At 59.3% G+C, this 18,120-nt stretch carries 17 protein-coding genes and 4 pseudogenes; 19 read left to right on the forward strand and 2 right to left on the reverse strand.

All coding sequences use genetic code 11. The features are described from left to right. The first annotated feature begins 105 nt into the window (after positions 1-105). The 13 genes and pseudogenes from flgF to fliP all read left to right on the forward strand — a co-directional run bounded on the left by flgF (position 106) and on the right by fliP (position 9,076). Positions 106-840 carry a flagellar basal-body rod protein FlgF gene (gene flgF / locus ACW4PC_RS17840; protein WP_022718684.1) on the forward strand — a complete coding sequence of 245 codons (735 nt, stop codon included), beginning with the start codon at positions 106-108 and terminating at the stop codon, positions 838-840. Between the two features lie 16 nt (positions 841-856). Beyond that, entirely contained in the window at positions 857-2,263 is a 1,407-nt protein-coding gene (fliI, locus tag ACW4PC_RS17845; RefSeq protein WP_455874646.1) for a flagellar protein export ATPase FliI, read from the forward strand. A 2-nt stretch (positions 2,264-2,265) separates the two neighbouring features. Next, positions 2,266-2,823 (forward strand): flagellar protein, encoded by a 558-nt coding sequence (locus ACW4PC_RS17850; RefSeq protein WP_455874647.1) that lies wholly within the window; start codon positions 2,266-2,268, stop codon positions 2,821-2,823. A gap of 159 nt (positions 2,824-2,982) precedes the next feature. Beyond that, positions 2,983-3,375: a flagellar basal body rod protein FlgB gene (flgB, locus tag ACW4PC_RS17855; RefSeq protein WP_074066678.1), complete on the forward strand. Its 393-nt coding sequence runs from the start codon at positions 2,983-2,985 to the stop codon at positions 3,373-3,375. 4 nt (positions 3,376-3,379) lie between these two features. Then, positions 3,380-3,796, forward strand: a complete 417-nt coding sequence (gene flgC / locus ACW4PC_RS17860) for a flagellar basal body rod protein FlgC (RefSeq protein ID WP_455874648.1) — start codon at positions 3,380-3,382, stop codon at positions 3,794-3,796. Beyond that, positions 3,796-4,125, forward strand: a complete 330-nt coding sequence (locus ACW4PC_RS17865; RefSeq protein ID WP_455874649.1) for a flagellar hook-basal body complex protein FliE — start codon at positions 3,796-3,798, stop codon at positions 4,123-4,125. Before flgC ends, ACW4PC_RS17865 begins: the two co-directional genes overlap by 1 nt. A gap of 20 nt (positions 4,126-4,145) precedes the next feature. Then, on the forward strand, positions 4,146-4,934 hold the full coding sequence (flgG, locus tag ACW4PC_RS17870; protein WP_022718690.1) for a flagellar basal-body rod protein FlgG: 789 nt from the start codon (positions 4,146-4,148) through the stop codon (positions 4,932-4,934). 17 nt (positions 4,935-4,951) lie between these two features. Next, positions 4,952-5,434, forward strand: coding sequence for a flagellar basal body P-ring formation chaperone FlgA (flgA, locus tag ACW4PC_RS17875; RefSeq protein ID WP_455874650.1), 483 nt, complete (start codon positions 4,952-4,954; stop codon positions 5,432-5,434). Next, positions 5,431-6,552, forward strand: a complete 1,122-nt coding sequence (locus ACW4PC_RS17880; RefSeq protein WP_183925440.1) for a flagellar basal body P-ring protein FlgI — start codon at positions 5,431-5,433, stop codon at positions 6,550-6,552. The genes flgA and ACW4PC_RS17880 overlap by 4 nt, the downstream gene beginning before the upstream one ends. Further along, a complete protein-coding gene (locus tag ACW4PC_RS17885; protein ID WP_455874651.1) occupies positions 6,549-7,091 on the forward strand; it encodes a MotE family protein in 543 nt (180 codons plus the stop codon). Before ACW4PC_RS17880 ends, ACW4PC_RS17885 begins: the two co-directional genes overlap by 4 nt. After that, positions 7,088-7,805 (forward strand): annotated as a pseudogene (gene flgH, locus ACW4PC_RS17890) (flagellar basal body L-ring protein FlgH). The gene ACW4PC_RS17885 and the pseudogene flgH overlap by 4 nt, the downstream one beginning before the upstream one ends. Positions 7,806-7,817: 12 nt before the next feature. Next, positions 7,818-8,341 (forward strand): annotated as a pseudogene (locus ACW4PC_RS17895) (flagellar basal body-associated FliL family protein). 27 nt (positions 8,342-8,368) lie between these two features. Further along, positions 8,369-9,076, forward strand: coding sequence for a flagellar type III secretion system pore protein FliP (gene fliP / locus ACW4PC_RS17900; RefSeq protein WP_455874652.1), 708 nt, complete (start codon positions 8,369-8,371; stop codon positions 9,074-9,076). Between the two features lie 91 nt (positions 9,077-9,167). Here fliP and ACW4PC_RS17905 read toward each other — a convergent pair whose 3' ends face one another. Both ACW4PC_RS17905 and ACW4PC_RS17910 read right to left on the reverse strand, forming a co-directional pair. Next, positions 9,168-9,932 (reverse strand): O-linked N-acetylglucosamine transferase family protein, encoded by a 765-nt coding sequence (locus ACW4PC_RS17905; RefSeq protein ID WP_455874653.1) that lies wholly within the window; start codon positions 9,930-9,932, stop codon positions 9,168-9,170. Continuing rightward, complete coding sequence (locus ACW4PC_RS17910; RefSeq protein ID WP_455874654.1) at positions 9,908-11,089, reverse strand: O-linked N-acetylglucosamine transferase family protein; 1,182 nt, start codon at positions 11,087-11,089, stop codon at positions 9,908-9,910. The genes ACW4PC_RS17905 and ACW4PC_RS17910 overlap by 25 nt, the downstream gene beginning before the upstream one ends. A gap of 389 nt (positions 11,090-11,478) precedes the next feature. Between ACW4PC_RS17910 and ACW4PC_RS17915 the strand changes: the two genes are divergently transcribed. The 6 genes and pseudogenes from ACW4PC_RS17915 to ACW4PC_RS17940 all read left to right on the forward strand — a co-directional run bounded on the left by ACW4PC_RS17915 (position 11,479) and on the right by ACW4PC_RS17940 (position 18,120). Continuing rightward, positions 11,479-12,387, forward strand: a complete 909-nt coding sequence (locus ACW4PC_RS17915; RefSeq protein WP_455874655.1) for a flagellin N-terminal helical domain-containing protein — start codon at positions 11,479-11,481, stop codon at positions 12,385-12,387. Positions 12,388-12,672: 285 nt separating this feature from the next. Then, positions 12,673-13,584, forward strand: coding sequence for a flagellin N-terminal helical domain-containing protein (locus ACW4PC_RS17920; RefSeq protein ID WP_455874656.1), 912 nt, complete (start codon positions 12,673-12,675; stop codon positions 13,582-13,584). Positions 13,585-13,829: 245 nt separating this feature from the next. Continuing rightward, positions 13,830-14,737 (forward strand): annotated as a pseudogene (locus ACW4PC_RS17925) (flagellin N-terminal helical domain-containing protein). 311 nt (positions 14,738-15,048) lie between these two features. Beyond that, positions 15,049-16,002, forward strand: coding sequence for a flagellin N-terminal helical domain-containing protein (locus ACW4PC_RS17930; protein WP_455874657.1), 954 nt, complete (start codon positions 15,049-15,051; stop codon positions 16,000-16,002). A gap of 195 nt (positions 16,003-16,197) precedes the next feature. Next, positions 16,198-16,836 (forward strand): hypothetical protein, encoded by a 639-nt coding sequence (locus ACW4PC_RS17935; protein ID WP_455874658.1) that lies wholly within the window; start codon positions 16,198-16,200, stop codon positions 16,834-16,836. Beyond that, positions 16,833-18,120, forward strand: a pseudogene (locus ACW4PC_RS17940) (MotB family protein). Before ACW4PC_RS17935 ends, ACW4PC_RS17940 begins: the two are co-directional and overlap by 4 nt.

Here is an 18,120-nt window from a genome sequence, read left to right on the forward strand (position 1 = left end):
ACCAATTCGTCCGTTTCTGAGATGCCGCCTCAGCGAAACCGTGGTCGAACAAACGACAGGAACCCCGGTTTTCGTTCCGTTCATCGCCAATGCCAGGAGCCTATCATGCAATCCGGTCTTTATGTTTCCTTGTCATCCCAGATGGCGCTCGAAAAGCGCCTGACGACAATCGCGGACAATATGGCGAACGTGAACACGACCGGATTTCGCGGGACGGAGGTGAAGTTCAATCAGTTGCTGAGCGACACCGACAACAAGCTGAACGCAAAGGTTGCCTTCGTCTCGCAGGGCAACGACTATCTATCCGGCGACAGCGGCGAGCTGCAGCACACCGGCAACATGCTGGACTTTGCGATCAAGGGCGACGCCTGGTTCGCACTGGATACGCCGGCAGGTCAGGTTCTGACCAAGGACGGCCGGTTCACCATGAAGGACACGGGCGAGCTTGTGTCGATCCGCGGATACCCGGTTCTCGACGCTGGCGGCGCGCCGATTCAGCTGAACACGGCGGGCGGTGAGCCCAAGGTCGGCAATGACGGCATGATCTACCAGGGCGGCCGGCAGGTTGGCTCGCTCGGTCTCTTCGAAGCCGATATCAGCAAGGGTTACCTCCGCTATGAGAACAGCGGCGTCATGACCACGGAGACGCCGCGGGCCGTGACCGACCGGTTCAATATCGGCATCGAGCAAGGCTATCTCGAAAACTCCAACGTCAACGCGATGCACGAAATCACCCAGCTGATCGAAGTCAACCGCGCCTTCGAGAGCATCGCCTCGCTGACGGCCGACAGCGAAAGCTCCTTTAACGAGGCCATCAAGACGCTGGGTGGCAGCCGTTGAGTGAAAGGTTTGACGGATGACCAACATGCCGCTGACTGAAGAGGCGCTTTCGCCGAAGCTGGATCATCTGGCCGGTCTCGTCAGCCGCTATGCCAAGCCGGAATATGCGGTCGCACATGGCGGCCATGTCCAGACGATCGCCGCCGGCCACTATACGGTAAGCGGTCTTTCGCGCCACGTCCGTCTCGGCGAATTTGTCGCCCACAAGTCGGCGACCGGCATCCATCTCGGCGAGGTCGTCCGCGTCGAGCCGGAACTGGCCTATGTCTGCCCAATCGAACCGGGTGAGCCGATCGGCATTCATGACACGGTCATCCGCAAGGGAGCTTTTCGAATATCACCGGCCGAAAGCTGGTGCGGCCGGACGATCAATTCGCTTTGCGAACCCATCGATGGCCTTGGCCCGATCGTTGAGGGCCTCGATCGCCGCTCGATTTCCAATACCGCGCCGCCTTCGATGACCCGCAAGCGTGTCGAGAAGGGCTTCCGGACGGGTGTCCGCGCCATCGATATCTTTTCGCCGCTATGCCACGGCCAGCGCCTCGGCATCTTCGCAGGCTCCGGCGTCGGTAAATCGACGCTGCTCTCGATGCTCGCCAAGGCCGATGCCTTTGACAGGGTAGTCATTGCGCTCGTCGGCGAACGCGGCCGCGAAGTGCGCGAGTTCATCGAGGATACGCTCGGCGAGAACATGAAGAAGTCGATCGCCGTTGTCGCGACCAGCGACGAGAGCCCGATGCTGCGCAAGATGGCGCCGTTGACGGCGGTGACGATCGCCGAACATTTCCGCGATCAGGGCGACAACGTTCTCCTGATTGTCGACAGCGTCACGCGCTTTGCCCATGCAATCCGTGAAGTGGCGACGGCATCCGGCGAGCCGCCGATCGCCCGCGGCTATCCCGCATCCGTTTTTACCGAACTGCCGCGACTGCTCGAGCGTGCGGGTCCCGGGCCGGAAGGCACAGGAACAATCACCGCAATCATCTCGATCCTCGTCGATGGCGACAATCACAACGACCCGATCGCCGACTCCACGCGCGGCATTCTCGACGGCCATATCGTCCTGCAGCGCAGCCTTGCAGAGGAGGGTCGCTATCCGCCGATCGACCCGCTGGCTTCCATTTCGCGCCTTGCCCGCAAGGCCTGGACGCCGGATCAGGAAAAGCTGGTCTCGCGCCTGAAGGCGCTGATCCATCGCTTCGAGGAAACGCGCGACCTGCGCCTGATCGGCGGCTACCGACCGGGGGCCGACCCGGATTTGGACATGGCGGTCAAGCAGGTACCAATTATTTACGATGTTTTGAAACAGTCGCCGGGAGACCGCGAGTCGGCCGATGCCTTTGCTGACCTGGCGGCAGCGCTCAAGACGGCTGCCGGGATTTCGAACCAGCCGTCGACGATCCCGACGAGACCCAGAGGCTAGCTTTGACCACCTTCGACGATGATGACGAGCGCATCGCTCCCTTGAAGCCACTGGAAAAGCGGCAGGTGCTGATGCTCGACCGTGTGCTGACCGTGACCGGGCTTGCGCTCGCGGGTGCGGCGGCGTTTTTCCCATGGTATGTCTTCTTCAACGAGGACAAGTTCTCCATCAGAGTCGAACAAGGTGACCGGAGCCGTGACCTGCCGGACTGGCCGGAACGCAACGTTTTCAGCGTCTCGCCGCTTGCGATGGTCAACAAGAACGAGGTGGAGAAGAAGCCGGCGCTTCCCTTCGACCCGCTGACGACCGCGACGGTTTCGAATGTCGGCAGGGAGAGCAACAAGGGTATCATGCCCGACGACCAGCCGTTTCCAGCCGTTTCCGGTTTCAAGCTGCTGCATGTCGCCAACGGCCGCGCGCTGATCGAGGATTCCTCGGGCATGTATGTCGTGCGCGTCGGATCGATCCTCCCGGACGAAAGCCGTCTTGCCACGCTGGAAGAGCGCGACGGCAAATGGGTGATCGTCACGTCCAATGGTCAAGTCTACCAGAACAATTGATCGCGATTGCTGTGATCAGTGGAGGCTCCGCGCGTGCGACGGGGTCCCTTTCCTTTTGGTGCTTCCATAAAGATAGCTTCGGCGAGAAGCCGAAATTCCCCGTAAGTCTGACGCAAGATTGCCGCCCTAGGGTCCTCTCAGTAAAAACGGAGAGTTCCCATGCAACCGATTCAACTTTTCGACTTGGCCTCGCGGCAGGCGGAATGGCTGACGATCCGTCAGGAGGTTGTGGCCGGCAATATCGCGAATGCAAACACGCCGAAATTTCGTGCCAAGGACGTGACGCCTTTCGAGGCCGTCCTCGACAAGGCCGATATCACCATGGCCCGCACCAATCCGGCGCATCTCAGCGGCAACGATTTCAGCACCAGCGGCGGCATCGACGTCAAGGAAGCTGCACTTGACCAGGAAATCGGCGTGCAGGAATCGGGCAATACCGTCGGCCTGGCGGAGGAACTGTCCAAGTCCGGCGAGATCAAGCGTCAGTACGAGTTGAACACCTCTTTGGTGGGCTCCTTCCATCGAATGATGTTGATGACCGTAAGGAAGTAATGTCGTGGATCCCTTGTCAGCAGCAATGAAGATCGCAGGTTCCGGGCTCGAAGCGCAGTCGACGCGCTTGCGCATCGTCTCGGAAAACATCGCAAACGCCCGTTCGACCGGCGATACGCCCGGCGCCGATCCCTATCGCCGCAAGACGATCACGTTTGGCGAGGAGGTCGATCGCGCCGGCGGTGTGACGACAGTGGGCGTCAAGAAGCTCGGCGTCGACGAATCCGAATTCACGACGGAATACGATCCGAGCAATCCGGGCGCCGACGAGCGCGGCGTCGTCAAGCTGCCGAACGTCAACATGCTGGTCGAAATGGCGGACATGCGCGAAGCCAACCGCTCCTATGACGCCAACCTGCAGACCATCAAGCAGACCCGCGACCTGATCTCCTCCACGATCGATCTCTTGAAGAGCCAATAATGATCAACACCGTACAGAACGTTAGCTCTCTTTCCGTAACGCGCGGCCTCGGCAGCGTTGCGACCGAGAATTCCTCCACGGGCCCTTCTGCCGCCGAAAGCGCCAAGAACGACCAGAGCTTTGCGGCCGTTCTCGGAAACATGGCAACGCAAGCCGTAGATACCATGAAAGGCGCCGAAAGCATGTCCTTCGCCGGCATCAAGGGCACGGCGACGACCCGCGAAGTGGTCGACTCCATGCTGCAGGCCGAGCAGACCCTGCAAACCGCAATCGCAATCCGTGACAAGGTCGTGTCGGCCTTTCTCGAAGTCACCAAGATGCAGATGTAACTGGATTTAAGGACGAACCGATGAGAGCGCTCGCCATTGCGGCTACGGGCATGGATGCCCAGCAGACTAACCTCGAAGTGATCGCGAACAACATCGCGAACATCAATACGACAGGCTTCAAGCGTGCACGCGCCGAATTCACCGATCTTCTCTACCAGACCGAACGCGCCAAGGGCGTGGCAAACCGCGCCAATCAGGCGATCGTTCCGGAAGGCGCCAATATCGGCCTCGGCGTGCAGACATCTGCGATCCGCAATTTGCACATTCAGGGCGAGCTCAGCCAGACCGGCAACGATCTCGACGTGGCGCTGATTGGCAAGGGTTTCTTCCAGATCGAGGCCCCGGACGGCACAACGCTCTACACACGCGCCGGCGCTTTTAACAAGAACGACCAGGGCCAGCTCGTCACCGTCGATGGTTATGAAGTCGTCCCGGGCATCACGATCCCGACCGGTTCGACGGAACTGACGATCAGCCGGTCCGGTGAAGTCACCGCAAAGCTCCCGGGCCAGACGGATCCGACGACGCTCGGCCAGCTGACGCTTGCAAGTTTCGTCAACGAAGCCGGCCTTCAGCCGCTCGGCGACAACCTTTTCCAGCAGACGCCGGCCTCCGGCGACCCGGTCGTCGGTACGCCGGACGAAGAGGGCTTTGCGTACATGAAGCAGGGCTACCTGGAATCTTCGAACGTCGATCCGGTGAAGGAGATCACCGAGCTGATATCGGCCCAGCGCGCCTATGAAATGAACTCCAAGGTCATCACCACGGCCGACGAAATGGCCTCCATCGTCAGCAAGAACCTGAAATAAAGAGGAAAGGGCCGAACATGATGTTTCGCCGGGCGAGAAATATCGTCGCTTTGACGGCATTAGCCTCGGTTGCGATCGCAGGCATCTTCATGCCCGGCGCCGCGAGCGCCGGCATGGGCTATGCGGTCGTGCCGACGGCCATCATCTATCCCGGAGAAACGATCAGCGGCGGCCAGCTTCAGGAGGTCGAAGTCACCAATCCGAACCTTGCGAGTGGCTATGCGAAATCCATCGACGAAGTTCGCGGCATGATCTCGAAGCGCACGCTGCTGCCGGGACGGACGATCCCTGTTTCGGCGCTGCGCGAGCCTTACACCGTCACCCGCGGATCGCAGATTCGCCTTATCTTTCGTATCGGCGCGATGACGATCTCGGCGGCAGGCTCGCCGCTCGAGGACGGCTCTACCGGCCAGGTCGTTCGTGCCCGCAACATGGATTCAGGCGTCATCGTCAGCGGCACCGTGCTTGCCGACGGCACCATACACGTGGCGGCAAAATGAAGATTGTCTCTCGCATTTTTATCGCACTCGCGGCCCTTTCCATGTGCATGGCGCATGTGACGCCGGCATTTGCGCTGACCTCGCGCATCAAGGACATCGCCTCGCTGCAGGCCGGGCGCGATAATCAGCTCATCGGCTACGGTCTCGTCGTCGGTCTTCAGGGCACGGGCGACGGTTTCCGCGCTTCACCGTTCACCGAACAGTCGATGCGCGCCATGCTGCAGAACCTCGGCATTTCGACGCAGGGCGGCGAATCCAATGCGAAGAATACCGCGGCTGTCATGGTCACGGCGAACCTTCCGCCCTTTGCGAGCCCCGGCAGCCGCATCGACGTCAGCGTCAGTTCGCTGGGCGACGCGACCTCGCTGCGTGGCGGCACGCTCGTCATGACGTCGCTGTCGGGCGCCGACGGTCAGATTTATGCCGTCGCGCAAGGCTCCGTCGTTGTCTCCGGCTTCCAGGCGCAAGGCCAGGCTGCAACGCTGACCGAGGGCGTCACGACGGCCGGCCGCGTTCCGGGCGGCGCAATTATCGAGCGCGAGCTTCCCTCGCACTTCAAGGATTCCGTCAATCTGGTGCTGCAGCTTCGCAATCCGGATTTCTCGACGGCCGTGCGCATTGCCGATGTGGTGAACGGCTATGCCGCTGCCCGCTTCGGCGGTCCGGTCGCGGAGGCGAGGGACGCGCAGGAAGTTGTCGTCCAGAAGCCGCGTGTGGCGGACCTGACGCGATTAATGGCCGATATCGAAAATCTCGTCGTCGAGACCGATACGCCGGCGAAGGTCGTGGTCAATGAGCGCACCGGCACGATCGTCATCGGAGCGGACGTTCGCGTCTCGCCGGTCGCCGTCAGCTACGGAACTCTGACCGTACAGGTTACCGAGCTGCCGCAGATTATCCAGCCCGAGCCCTTCTCGCGCGGCGTCACAGCCGTTCAGCCGCAGACCGATATCGCCGCGCAGCAAAACGGCGGACGTGTCGCGATCCTCGACGGTCCGGACCTCCGGACCCTGGTTGCAGGTCTCAACAACATCGGCGTCAAGCCGGATGGTATCATCGCAATCCTGCAGGGTATCAAGTCCGCGGGCGCCCTGCAGGCGGAGCTCGTACTGCAATGATCGGCTCGAAGTTCGACACCAGAATTTCCAAACTGCTACGGCGGCTCTCGTTGCCGGCTACCGTGGCCGTCCTTCTTTCCATCCCCGGCGCGTTCGCCCAGGAAGCCGCAAGACCTGCCGGCGACCTGAGCTCGGAAGAGGAAATCAAGCAGTTCTGCACCAACATTGCCGATCCGGCGCGCGACCAGCGCTATCTGCTGCAGAAGCAGGAACTGGAGAAGCTGCGCGCCGATATCGACGCCCGCATGGCGGAGATGGACAAGCGCAAGGCCGAGTATCAGGACTGGCTGAAGCGTCGCGACGACTTCCTGAAGCAGGCCCAGGCGGGCCTTACCGACATCTTTAAGAATATGAAGCCGGATGCTGCGGCGCTGCAGCTTCAGGAAGTCAAGATCGAGGTTGCGGCGGCGGTGATCATGCGGCTCGGCTCGCGTCAGTCGAGCCTGATCCTGAACGAGATGGACCCGCTGAAGGCGGCCGTCATCGCCAATATCATCGCAAGTGCGTCCGATCCCAATACGTCGAAGGATCCCTCATGAACAAGCGTTTCCCGGCTGTCATGGCCGCTGTTGCCCTACTAGCCGGCTGCCAGTCGCCGCAGGCTGTGAGGGAGATCGGCCGGGCGCCTGCCATGAGCCCGATCGGCAGTGGCCTTGCTTATGGCCAAACACCGCAGATGGCGCTTTATCCGAAGCAGCCGCGCCAGGTAGCGCAGGGTTATTCGCTGTGGAGCGAATTCCCAGGCGGCCCTCTTCAAGGATGCGCGCGCACTCAACGTCGGCGACATTCTGACGGTCAATATCCAGATCAACGACAAGGCGACGTTCGACAACGAAACCAATCGCAGTCGCCAGAATTCGAGCGGACTCAATTGGGATGTGCAGGCGAACATCTTCGGCTGGAACCCGACCTCCCAGACGGACATCACCTACGGTTCCGACACGAGCACTGACGGAAAGGGCAAGATCGAGCGTTCCGAAAAGCTGACGCTCCTCGTCGCGGCTGTCGTCACCGGCATCCTCGAAAACGGCAACCTCGTCATCAGTGGATCGCAGGAAGTCCGCGTAAACCAGGAAATCCGCATCCTCAATGTTGCCGGTATCGTGCGCCCGCAGGACGTCGATGCCGAAAACCAGATCTCCTACGAGAAGATCGCCGAAGCCCGCATCTCCTACGGCGGCCGCGGCCGCCTGATGGAAGTGCAGCAGCCGCCGCGCGGCCAGCAGGCCATCGATCTCTTTTCGCCGCTCTAAGGCCGGATGACCATGGCAGACGCAGAAGAAACCGACGGCAAGCCGAAAGCGAAATCCGCCATGCTGATCATGGTGGCGGGGCTGCTCGCGCTCACCCTACTCGGTGCCGGCGGCGGCTGGCTGCGTCGGCACGATGATTGCCCCGAACGTCAAGAGCGCCGAGCGGGCGGAGGAGGCGGCACGAAACGGCTTCGGCCAGCGGCGGAGAGAAAAAGGAAGGCGAGGGCGCACTTCCCCATATTTCCACCGAGGCGAACAACGTCGTCCAGCTTGAGCCGATCACGTCGAACCTCGCCTATCCCTCGGAAAACTGGGTCCGCCTCGAAGTGGCGCTGCTCTTCAACGGTCCGCCTGATGTGAAAGTGGCCGAGGATATCCACCAGGATGTCCTGGCTTACATCCGCACCGTTTCCCTTCAGCAGATCGAAGGGCCGCGCGGCTTTCAATATCTCCGGGATGACATACAGGAACGTGTTGACCTGCGTTCGCAAGGACGAGTATCGAAGGTCATGTTCAGGACCTTTGTCATCGAATGATTCGAATTCATAGTTTTCTTCGCTGCCATGATGGCGGCGCCGGAATTGGCGGTTGCCCAGCAGCTGCCGACAGATCTTTTGAACATACCCGTCGATGGCTCCGTCGCCGCCTGGATCATCCGCACCTTCGGCCTTCTGACCGTCCTTTCGGTTGCGCCCGGCATCCTGATCATGGTGACGAGCTTTCCGCGCTTCGTCATCGCCTTTTCGATCCTGCGCACGGGCATGGGGCTTTCTTCCACCCCTTCCAACATGATCCTGCTTTCGTTGGCGCTCTTCATGACCTTCTATGTCATGTCGCCAACCTTCGATCAGGCCTGGCAGAGCGGCGTGCAGCCACTGCTTTCCAACCAGATCAACGAGCAGGAGGCCGTACAGCGCATTGCGGAGCCCTTCCGCACCTTCATGGCCGCCAACACGCGCGACAAGGATCTGGCGCTCTTCGTCGACCTTGCGCGTGAGCGCGGCCAGACCGTCCAGACCGGTGCCCAGATCGACTACCGTGTTCTTATTCCGGCTTTCATGATTTCGGAGATCCGGCGCGGGTTTGAGATCGGCTTCCTGATCGTCCTGCCGTTCCTCGTCATCGACCTGATCGTTGCAACGATTACGATGGCGATGGGCATGATGATGCTGCCGCCGACCTCGATCTCGCTGCCGTTCAAGATCCTGTTCTTCGTGTTGATCGACGGCTGGAACCTGCTGGTCGGCAGCCTGGTGCGATCCTTCAGCTGATCTCCACTAACGAATTCCGATCGGCCGGCATGGCCGCGATGAAAAACCGCCGGGCATTGCACCCGGCGGTTTCCTTCATCTTATACAGCAGCTATTCCGCCGAGTAGAACGGCTCTGTACGCCGCGGCAAAGCCGGCACGTCGATGTGATCGGGATCAAGGCCGTTCCTGGCGCGCTCAGCCATCATTTCATAGGCTTTTTCCAGGTGATGGCAGAAGCGCTCCGCATCGAAAAGCGGCATGATCGGGCCGTTGGCTTTCAGGCGCGCCTTGTACTCGGCGATCTTTTCGGGATTTTGCGCCAGCTCGACGGCCAGGTCTTCATAAGCCTTCAGGTCCGGGGCAACAAGTTCGGGCAGGCCGATGGCGTGCTGCAGGCTCTCGCTGACGCGCGACGCGAAGTTCGTGCCCTTGACTGTGAGGACCGGCAGACCGCCCCATAGCTGCTCCGACGTGGTCGTGTGACCATTGACCGGGAATGTGTCGATGCCGATGTCGGCTGCCTGCTGGCGGGTGATATGTTCTTCGTAGGTGACACGCGGGCAAAAGATGATGCGCTTTTGCGGGATGCCGGCCTGCTGGAACCTCTTCGAGAGATTTGCCTGGTTCCGCGTCCCGTTGGACATGATCCAAAGGACGCTGTTGGGCGCGCGCTTCAGGATATTGCACCAGATGTCGATCGTCTCGGCGATGATTTTGCGGTTGCCGTTGAACGAAGCGAAGATGAAGGCATCTTCAGGCAGGCCGAGGTCGGCCCGCGTGATCGGCTTCGGTTTCGGACGATTCGTTCGGGTCATTCGGCTGGTAGCTTTCCGGCATCCGGCAGAATTTCTCATGGTAATACGGCTTTGCCGCATCCGGAAGGACGAAGCGGTCGCCGATGACGTAGTCGAGATCGATGTTGAGCGTGCTGCCCGGAAAACCGAGCCAGGGCGACATGAACAGGTGCCAGCGGCAGATTGAAAGACGATGCCCGGCTGCCGGCGGTGTGGCCCTTCAGGTCGACCATGATGTCGATGTTATGCTCGCGAACGACGGCAGCGATTGCTTCATTGGAAAGGCCGTACACATCGACGACGTTCCCCCAACGGCTGCGGTCGGTCGTGTTCTTCGCCAGATGCTCCGGCTCGGTGTGGCAGAACAGCGTAATTTCGAAGCGGCTCGTGTCGTGCAGTTCGAGGATGCGCTGCAGGAGCTTCATCGTCGCGTGGTGATCCCAGAAGTCCGACGACATGTAGCCAACGCGGATCTTGTCGGACCAGGCGTGCGGCATCTTCCGCCGCATGGCGACGCGTTCTGGATTGAGGGGGGTCGTACCGATCGTGGCAAACCGATTCAGGCTCTCGTCGCCGTTCCAGTGGAGATGGTAGAACGGGTTGTCCTTGCGAAGCACGTCGAGATCGCCTTTGGCGATGCGCTCGATGATCGGAGCGCTGTGTTTGTCGGTTTCGTCGAAATCGTTGAACTCGCGCAAGAAGACCAGATAGAGAAAGCGGAAAGCGATATTGCCGGGGTACCGCTTGAACAGATTGCGCGCGAGCATCTGGTTGGTCTGATCATGCAGGTCGTCGGTCAGGAGCAGGGCGGCGAGCCTGGAGTGGTCCGGATTGGAACTTTCCGACAGCACTTTCTTGAACGGCTTTACGATGTCGCGCTGCTGGCGGTTCAGGTAGATCGAGGTCAGGATATAGGCGAGCTCGGCGTCATCCTGCGCCTTCGAAAGATTGCGCATGCCGATCAGCAATGCGTCGTCTTCGTTCCCGCACTCAAAATGCAGACGTGCGGCCTGCTTGTGGTATTCGTAGGCGTTCGGGCTGTCGTATTGAGCAGCGAGCGCATAGGATCTTGCCGCATCTGCCTTGAAGCCCAACTGCAGAAGGTTCTTTGCAAGCAGCGCGTAGGTTTTGGCGTCCTGTTGGCTGTCGATGAGCTGGTTCAGTGTTGCAAGCGATTGGGTATAGCGGCCCATCTGGTAGTCTTTGGAGGCTGCCGAAAACGAAACTTTGCTGTTCAAAACCAACTCCGTGCGGAAATATCCGTTTGAATGTCGCCGTTCAGGGTCGCGCCCACGGCGCCGCAAAGGCGCAATTATCCCAACCCTGGTTCATCGCATATTGCCGGGCGAAGCTTGCTTGAAACAGGTGACCAGTGGATGCGCTCTACGAAATATTTTTAGCTTGAGATTACAGATGTTTACCGCGCATTAACTACGCCTGCTGTCGGCGTTCGGGCACTGCTTCGTTTTTAAGAAGTTGGCAAGCATTGGCTGCGAGATTGCTCCCCGACATGACGGGTTTGGGCCAAGAACACAGGGCACCGAGGGGCATGAAGCTGCTCCGTCATCGCCGGTAAGCAGTCCGGTAATGTCCTCCTTTTGTATCTAGTTTTCTAGGGGACAGACTTATGACAAGTATTAATACGAACAACTCTTCCATGGCAGCTCTCCAGACGCTGCGTAACGTCAACAAGGGCCTGAACCGAACTCAGAACCACGTTTCGACGGGTCTGCGCGTCGGCTCGGCTTCCGACAATGCTGCCTACTGGTCGATCGCAACGACCATGCGTTCCGACAACAAGGCGCTTTCGGCCGTTTCCGACGCACTCGGCATGGGTGCCGCCAAGGTCGACACCGCTTACACCGCGATGGACAGCGCCATCGACGTTGTTTCCGAAATCAAGGCCAAGCTGGTTGCCGCGACTGAAAACGGCGTCGACAAGGCGAAGGTCCAGGAAGAAATCAGCCAGCTGCAAGCGCAGTTGATGAGCATCGCTCAGTCGGCTTCCTTCAATGGCGAAAACTGGGTTGCCGGCGCAAACAACACCACGAAGAGCGTTGTTTCGTCCTTCGTTCGCGACGGTTCGAACGGCGTCTCGGTCAAGACCACCGACTACAAGCTCGACAACACCTCGGCCGGCAACGTGCTGTTCGGCATGAGCGGCGGCTCGATCGAAACCTCCACCGGCATCCTCGGCACCTCGACGGGCGCAACCGGTTCCGTCTACTCGATGGACATCACCAACTTCACGCTGGGCCAGATCTCGACGGCTCTGTCCAACGTCGAATCCGCACTGAAGGCGATGACTTCGGCTGGTGCCGAGCTCGGCTCGCTCTCCACCCGCATCGAACTGCAAGACGATTTCGTCTCGGCTCTGAGCGACTCGATCGACTCCGGTATCGGCCGTCTCGTCGACGCCGACATGGAAGAAGAATCCTCCAAGCTCAGCGCCCTGCAGACGCAGCAGCAGCTGGCGATCCAGTCTCTCTCGATCGCCAACTCCTCTTCGCAGAACATCCTGTCGCTCTTCCGCTAAGAGCGGTCGAAATCGACAAGCACGGGTTTTCGCGGCCGGGTCATCCCGGCCGCGAAATGTTTTAAGAACAGGTTAATCAAACCACATTTAACATTCAGAATTCATTAACTAAATTTCTTTCTTGGCTTCAGTATTCCTTAACCATCTTGCTGTTTCCTAAGCCCATCGAAACGGCGAGTTAACCTTAATGGATACGGTTAACAGGCATGAGGCTGATCGCTGTGGGCCGGCTAAAAATTCCGGAATGTCCCTTCCTTGTTTTTCCTGCCAAAGGGGCAAATAGACATGACGAGTATCGTTACCAATAACGCTGCAATGGCAGCTCTCCAGACTCTCCGCGGCATCAACCAGGGCCTCGGCGAAACCCAGGATCATGTTTCGTCCGGCCTGCGCGTCGGCAAGGCCGCTGACAATGCTGCCTACTGGTCGATCGCAACGACCATGCGTTCCGACAACAAGGCGCTTTCGGCCGTTTCCGACGCTCTCGGCCTCGGTGCCGCCAAGGTCGACACGGCCTATGCTGCGATGGACAGCGCCATCGACGTTGTTTCCGAAATCAAGGCCAAGCTGGTTGCCGCGACTGAAAACGGCGTCGACAAGGCGAAGGTCCAGGAAGAAATCGACCAGCTTCAGGAACAATTGCTGAGCATTGCTCAGTCGGCTGCCTTCTCTGGCGAAAACTGGGTTGCCGGCGCAAACAACACAACGAAGAGCGTTGTTTCGACCTTCGTTCGCGACGGTTCGAACGGCGTCTCGGTCAAGATGACCGACTACAAGCTCGACAACACCTCGGCCGGCAACGTGCTGTTCGGCATGAGCGGCGGCTCGATCGAAACCTCCACCGGCATCCTCGGCACCTCGACGGGCGCAACCGGTTCCGTCTACTCGATGGACATCACCAACTTCACGCTGGGCCAGCTCTCGACGGCTCTGTCCAACGTCGAAGCCGCACTGAAGGCGATGACTTCGGCTGGTGCCGAGCTCGGCTCGATCTCTACCCGCATCGAAATGCAGGACGATTTCGTCTCGGCTCTGAGCAACTCGATCAACTCCGGTATCGGCCGTCTCGTCGACGCCGACATGGAAGAAGAATCCTCCAAGCTCAGCGCCCTGCAGACGCAGCAGCAGCTGGCGATCCAGTCTCTCTCGATTGCCAACTCCTCTTCGCAGAACATCCTGTCGCTCTTCCGCGGCTAACAGGTCGAAGAACATACTCCTGCCGGCTCGTCCGGCAGGCCACGATAAGCAAGCCGCGCTTTGTTGGAGCGCGGCTTTTTCTGTTGGCGTTAACTATTCGTTAACCATTTTGGCGTCTTCTGCGCTCAACGAAACGGCGGGTTAACCAATATTGATTTTCGGTTAACAGGCATGAAAGCTGACCGCCGCTCCCGGTAGTCCGGAATGTCCCTTCCCAATATATGCCAACAAGGGGCAATCATTTTATGACCAGTATTTTGACCAATGTCGCTGCAATGGCCGCTCTCCAGACGCTGCGCGCCATCAATGACAGTCTGGAGGAAACTCAAAATCATGTTTCATCCGGTTATCGCGTAGAAAAAGCAGCCGATAATGCCGCCTATTGGTCGATCGCAACGACCATGCGCTCCGACAATAAGGCGCTTTCGGCGGTCTCCGACGCTCTGGGCCTCGGTGCCGCCAAGGTCGACACTGCCTATTCTGCGATGGACAGCGCCGTCGACGTGGTGACAGAAATCAAGGCCAAGCTGGTTGCAGCGACCGAGAAGGGTGTCGACAGAACGAAAATCCAGGAAGAGATCAAGCAGCTGCAGGCGCAGCTCCTCAGCATTGCGCAATCCGCATCCTTCTCCGGCGAAAACTGGGTCGCAGGCAACGAAACGAAAAGCGTTGTCTCCTCCTTCGTCCGCGACGGCAACGGAAACACTTCCGTTACGACCACCGACTATAAGCTCGAACTCCTCGTCGACCGGCAACGTTCTGTTTGGCGTGAGCGGTGGCGCAATCGAAACCTCGTCGGGCATTATCGGCTCTTCGAACGGGACCATCGGTTCAATCTACTCGATGGACATCACTTCCTTCGGAACGGAGGGGATTTCACTCGCTCTGACGGCCGTCGAACTCGGCCTCGAGGCGATGACGAGGGCAGCCTCGCAGCTCGGGTCGATCTCGACACGCATCCAGCTACAGGAGGATTTCGTCTCAGCGCTCAGCGACTCGATCGAACTCGGGTGTCGGCCGTCTCGTCGATGCAAACATGGAAGAGGAATCCAGCAAGCTGACGGCATTGCAGACGCAGCAACAGCTAGCGATCCAGTCGCTGTCGATTGCCAATTCCAGCGCGCAGAACATTCTCTCGCTCTTCCGCAGTTAAGCTTCAGGTTGAAGCTAAGCCAGGCACAGATCCTGGCAAGCGGCGGCTTGCGGCCGCAATAACAGACAGCAAATCGCGCCGTTATGGCGCGATTTCGATTTTGGAAATCAAGAGCTTGCGTCAAGCTTGCCGGTGCGTTCGGGGGATGCGTTCAAGCTCTTGCCGTCAAGGTAAATGTCGGGTTAACCTCATTGTAGAGTTGATTTGTTTGCGACGTACCGGCCTGGAGGGACCAGCCGGCGGCATGAAGCCAGTTAAGTCGCTGCCGGCAATCCGGCCTGTCCCATTCATTGTATTTCAGGGATTAATCGATGGCCTACACGATCACAGACGTAGGCGCGTTGAACGTGCTCACTGTTCTTCGCGGCGTTAGCAAGGAAGCCGACACCGTTCAGCGGCAGGTATCGTCGGAGCTGCGCGTCGAGACTGCGGCGGATAATGCCTCCTCATGGGCTTCGGCAACCACCCTGCGGTCGGACGAAAACGCGTTGAAGACGGTCGGCGATGCACTAGGTCTCGGTGCCGCGAAGGTCGATACCGCCTATACTGCGTTAACCTCGCTTATCGACGTGGTCTCGGAGATACGCAAAACCGTCGTATCGGCGACCGACCCTGCCAATGATCGCGACAAGCTCAGCGTCACGATGGAGCAGTATAAGTCACAGCTGGAAAGTGCCGTGAATTCCGTCAATTTTTCCGGTGAGAACTGGCTGTTGAACCGAGATGCGACGGCACCTGTGCAACGGTCGGTCATCGGCGGCTTCGTCCGCGGTCCGAACGGTGAATATTACCCGCAGAATATTACTTACCCGGCAGCCAATACGATCATGATCGATACGAACAACGCCAGCCGCGGTCTTCTGACGAAATCGATCAGCGCCGATCCGGACGCGGTGCCGGCCCGCAATTACTATCTGCTCGATGTGGGTTCGACGACGTCGGCGGCTGGTACCGAAATATCGATCTCCACAAACTCGACGTCGCAGGACCTGCAGGACATGCTGACGGTATTGGACAATATCCTTTCCAGCCTCAATGCCACCGCCGCGGGCCTTGGCACGATGAATTCCCGCATCGAAGACCGACAGGATTTCGTCGCCACGCTTTCGACGTCGCTGAAGACAAGCATAGGCGCCCTTGTCGATACTGACATGGACGAAGCGTCGGTCCGCCTGTCCGCAGCTCAAACAGCACGCGATATGGCAACCGAAGCACTTTCTGTCATGAACACGTCCGCGAGCAAGGTCCTGATCCTGCTCGAGTAGTGTCGGCCTGAACGGCAGGCGTGGAGCCTGCCATTCATCCTCGCACAAGTTTGGGTTTCTAGTCTGAAGAAGAAACGCTGTTTGAGCCGTGCGAAGGCTGAAGAATGCCTTCGCGTCCGTTGCCGGCGTGAGTGTTTGGTTCGTGCAAGGCGGGATGCGCATGTCGAAATTGATTGCAGATGCCGGGTGGTTTCAATGAGCGCTATGCTTACTCGGTATTTGAAGGACTTCGGTGAGACGAAACCTGCCGCACCGGTCGTCGATACGGACAACTTCGCCGACGAAGTCTTCGGCGGTTTTCCGGACATCCCGCAAGAGCCTGCGGTCGATGTCAAAGCCGAGCGCCGTGAGGCCTATGGCGAGGGTTATGCCGCAGCGACGGCCGAGCTGACGGAGCGATACGAGTTGGAGGCGCAGACGGTCGCGCTTGTGCACCAGCGCGAGATTGAAGAACTGACGGCAAGGTATGAAGAAGAGACGGCAGCAGTGATTGCACGCCGTCTCGATGAGATCGCGGCGGAGGTCGCAAATCTCGTAAGTGCGGCAACCGCGAAAGCGATTGCGCCGATGCTGACGCAAGCGCTTGCCGTCCAGGCGGTCTCAAGTCTTGCAGCCTTGCTACGCGAAGCGATCCTGGAAGGAGCGGCAGGTTCGATGACGGTTAAAGGCCCGGCGCGGCTTTTCGAATTGCTGAAGGGCGAAATGGGTGAAAGGCCGGATCTGCTGCGTCATCAGGAATCCGATGACGTCGATCTCTCTGTTGACGTCGGCGATTCCGTGTTGGTTACGCGCATTTCCGCCTGGTCTGCCAGCCTGAAGAAGGTTCTTGAATGAGTGAAAGCGAAAACCATCACCACGGCAGGAACGAAGTCATCATCGTCAAGCGACATGGCGGCGGCGATCATGACGGCGCGCATGGCGGCGCCTGGAAAATCGCCTATGCCGACTTCATGACCGCGATGATGGCGTTCTTCCTCGTCATGTGGCTGGTCAATGCAGCGAACGAGGAAACCAAGGCCTCCGTCGCCACCTATTTCAATCCGATCAAACTTGCCGATGAGAAGCCCACTGAGAAGGGCTTGAAGAAGCCCGTCGACCAGGCCGATGGCGATCGGAAGCAGGATAAGTCGAAAGAAGAGGAAGAAGAACCCACCAAAGGCGCATCGGCCGCGAATGGTGACGATCAGACGTCGACTTCAGGCGACCAGAAGAATTACTCCGAAGCCGATTTCTTCGAGAACCCCTATTCGGTTCTTGCCGAAATCGCCCAGGAAGTCGGCCAGCAGGCAAATGTCAGCGCGAAAGGCGAGGGCGGAGCAAGCGATTCGGGTCCCGCAACCGGGGCTGATGGCGGAAAGGCGTATCGCGATCCGTTCGATCCGGATTTCTGGACAAAACAGGTCGAGGTCACGCATGCCGACAAGGCCGAACCGGCCGCAGCCGACGAGGCCGACCCCCAACAGAAGCCCGATGCGACGGAACTGGCGAAGGCAGAGGCTCTCAAGCCCGCAACCGCAGATCAGGCGTCCGCCGCAGCAGGCGAAGCGCAGGACAAAAGCGCGCTCTTGCCGGAAAAATCAGGTGAAGCCGCAGCCGAGGCACAAAAACCCGGCCAACAGCAGCCTGCCGATGCACCGAAGCTCGCCGACGTGCAGAAACAGGCCGAGGAACTGCAGCAGGAGATCGCCAGGCAGATCAGCGGTATTGCGGGCAAGCTTGCGGAGGGTTTGACCGTCACTGCAGCAGAGGGCGGCCTGCTCGTCAGCCTGGCCGACCAGAACGACAGTTCCATGTTCAATATCGGCTCGGCCGTTCCCCGTAAGGAAATGGTGCTGGCGATGGAGAAGATCGGCGAAATCCTGAAAAGCCGTCAGGGCGCAGTCGTGATCCGCGGCCATACGGACGGCCGGCAATACAAGGGCGCCGACAATGAGAACTGGCGTCTTTCCATGGATCGTGCGCAAGGCAGCCTATTACATGCTCGTTCGAGGCGGGGTGGACGAGAAGCGCGTCTCCCAGGTTTCGGGCTTTGCTGACCGGAGGCTGAAGTTGGCCGACGATCCATTCAATGCCGCCAACCGCCGCATCGAAATCCTGGTTCAGGCGGATCAAGGATAG

It is taken from the genome of Rhizobium yanglingense, assembly GCF_977109285.1.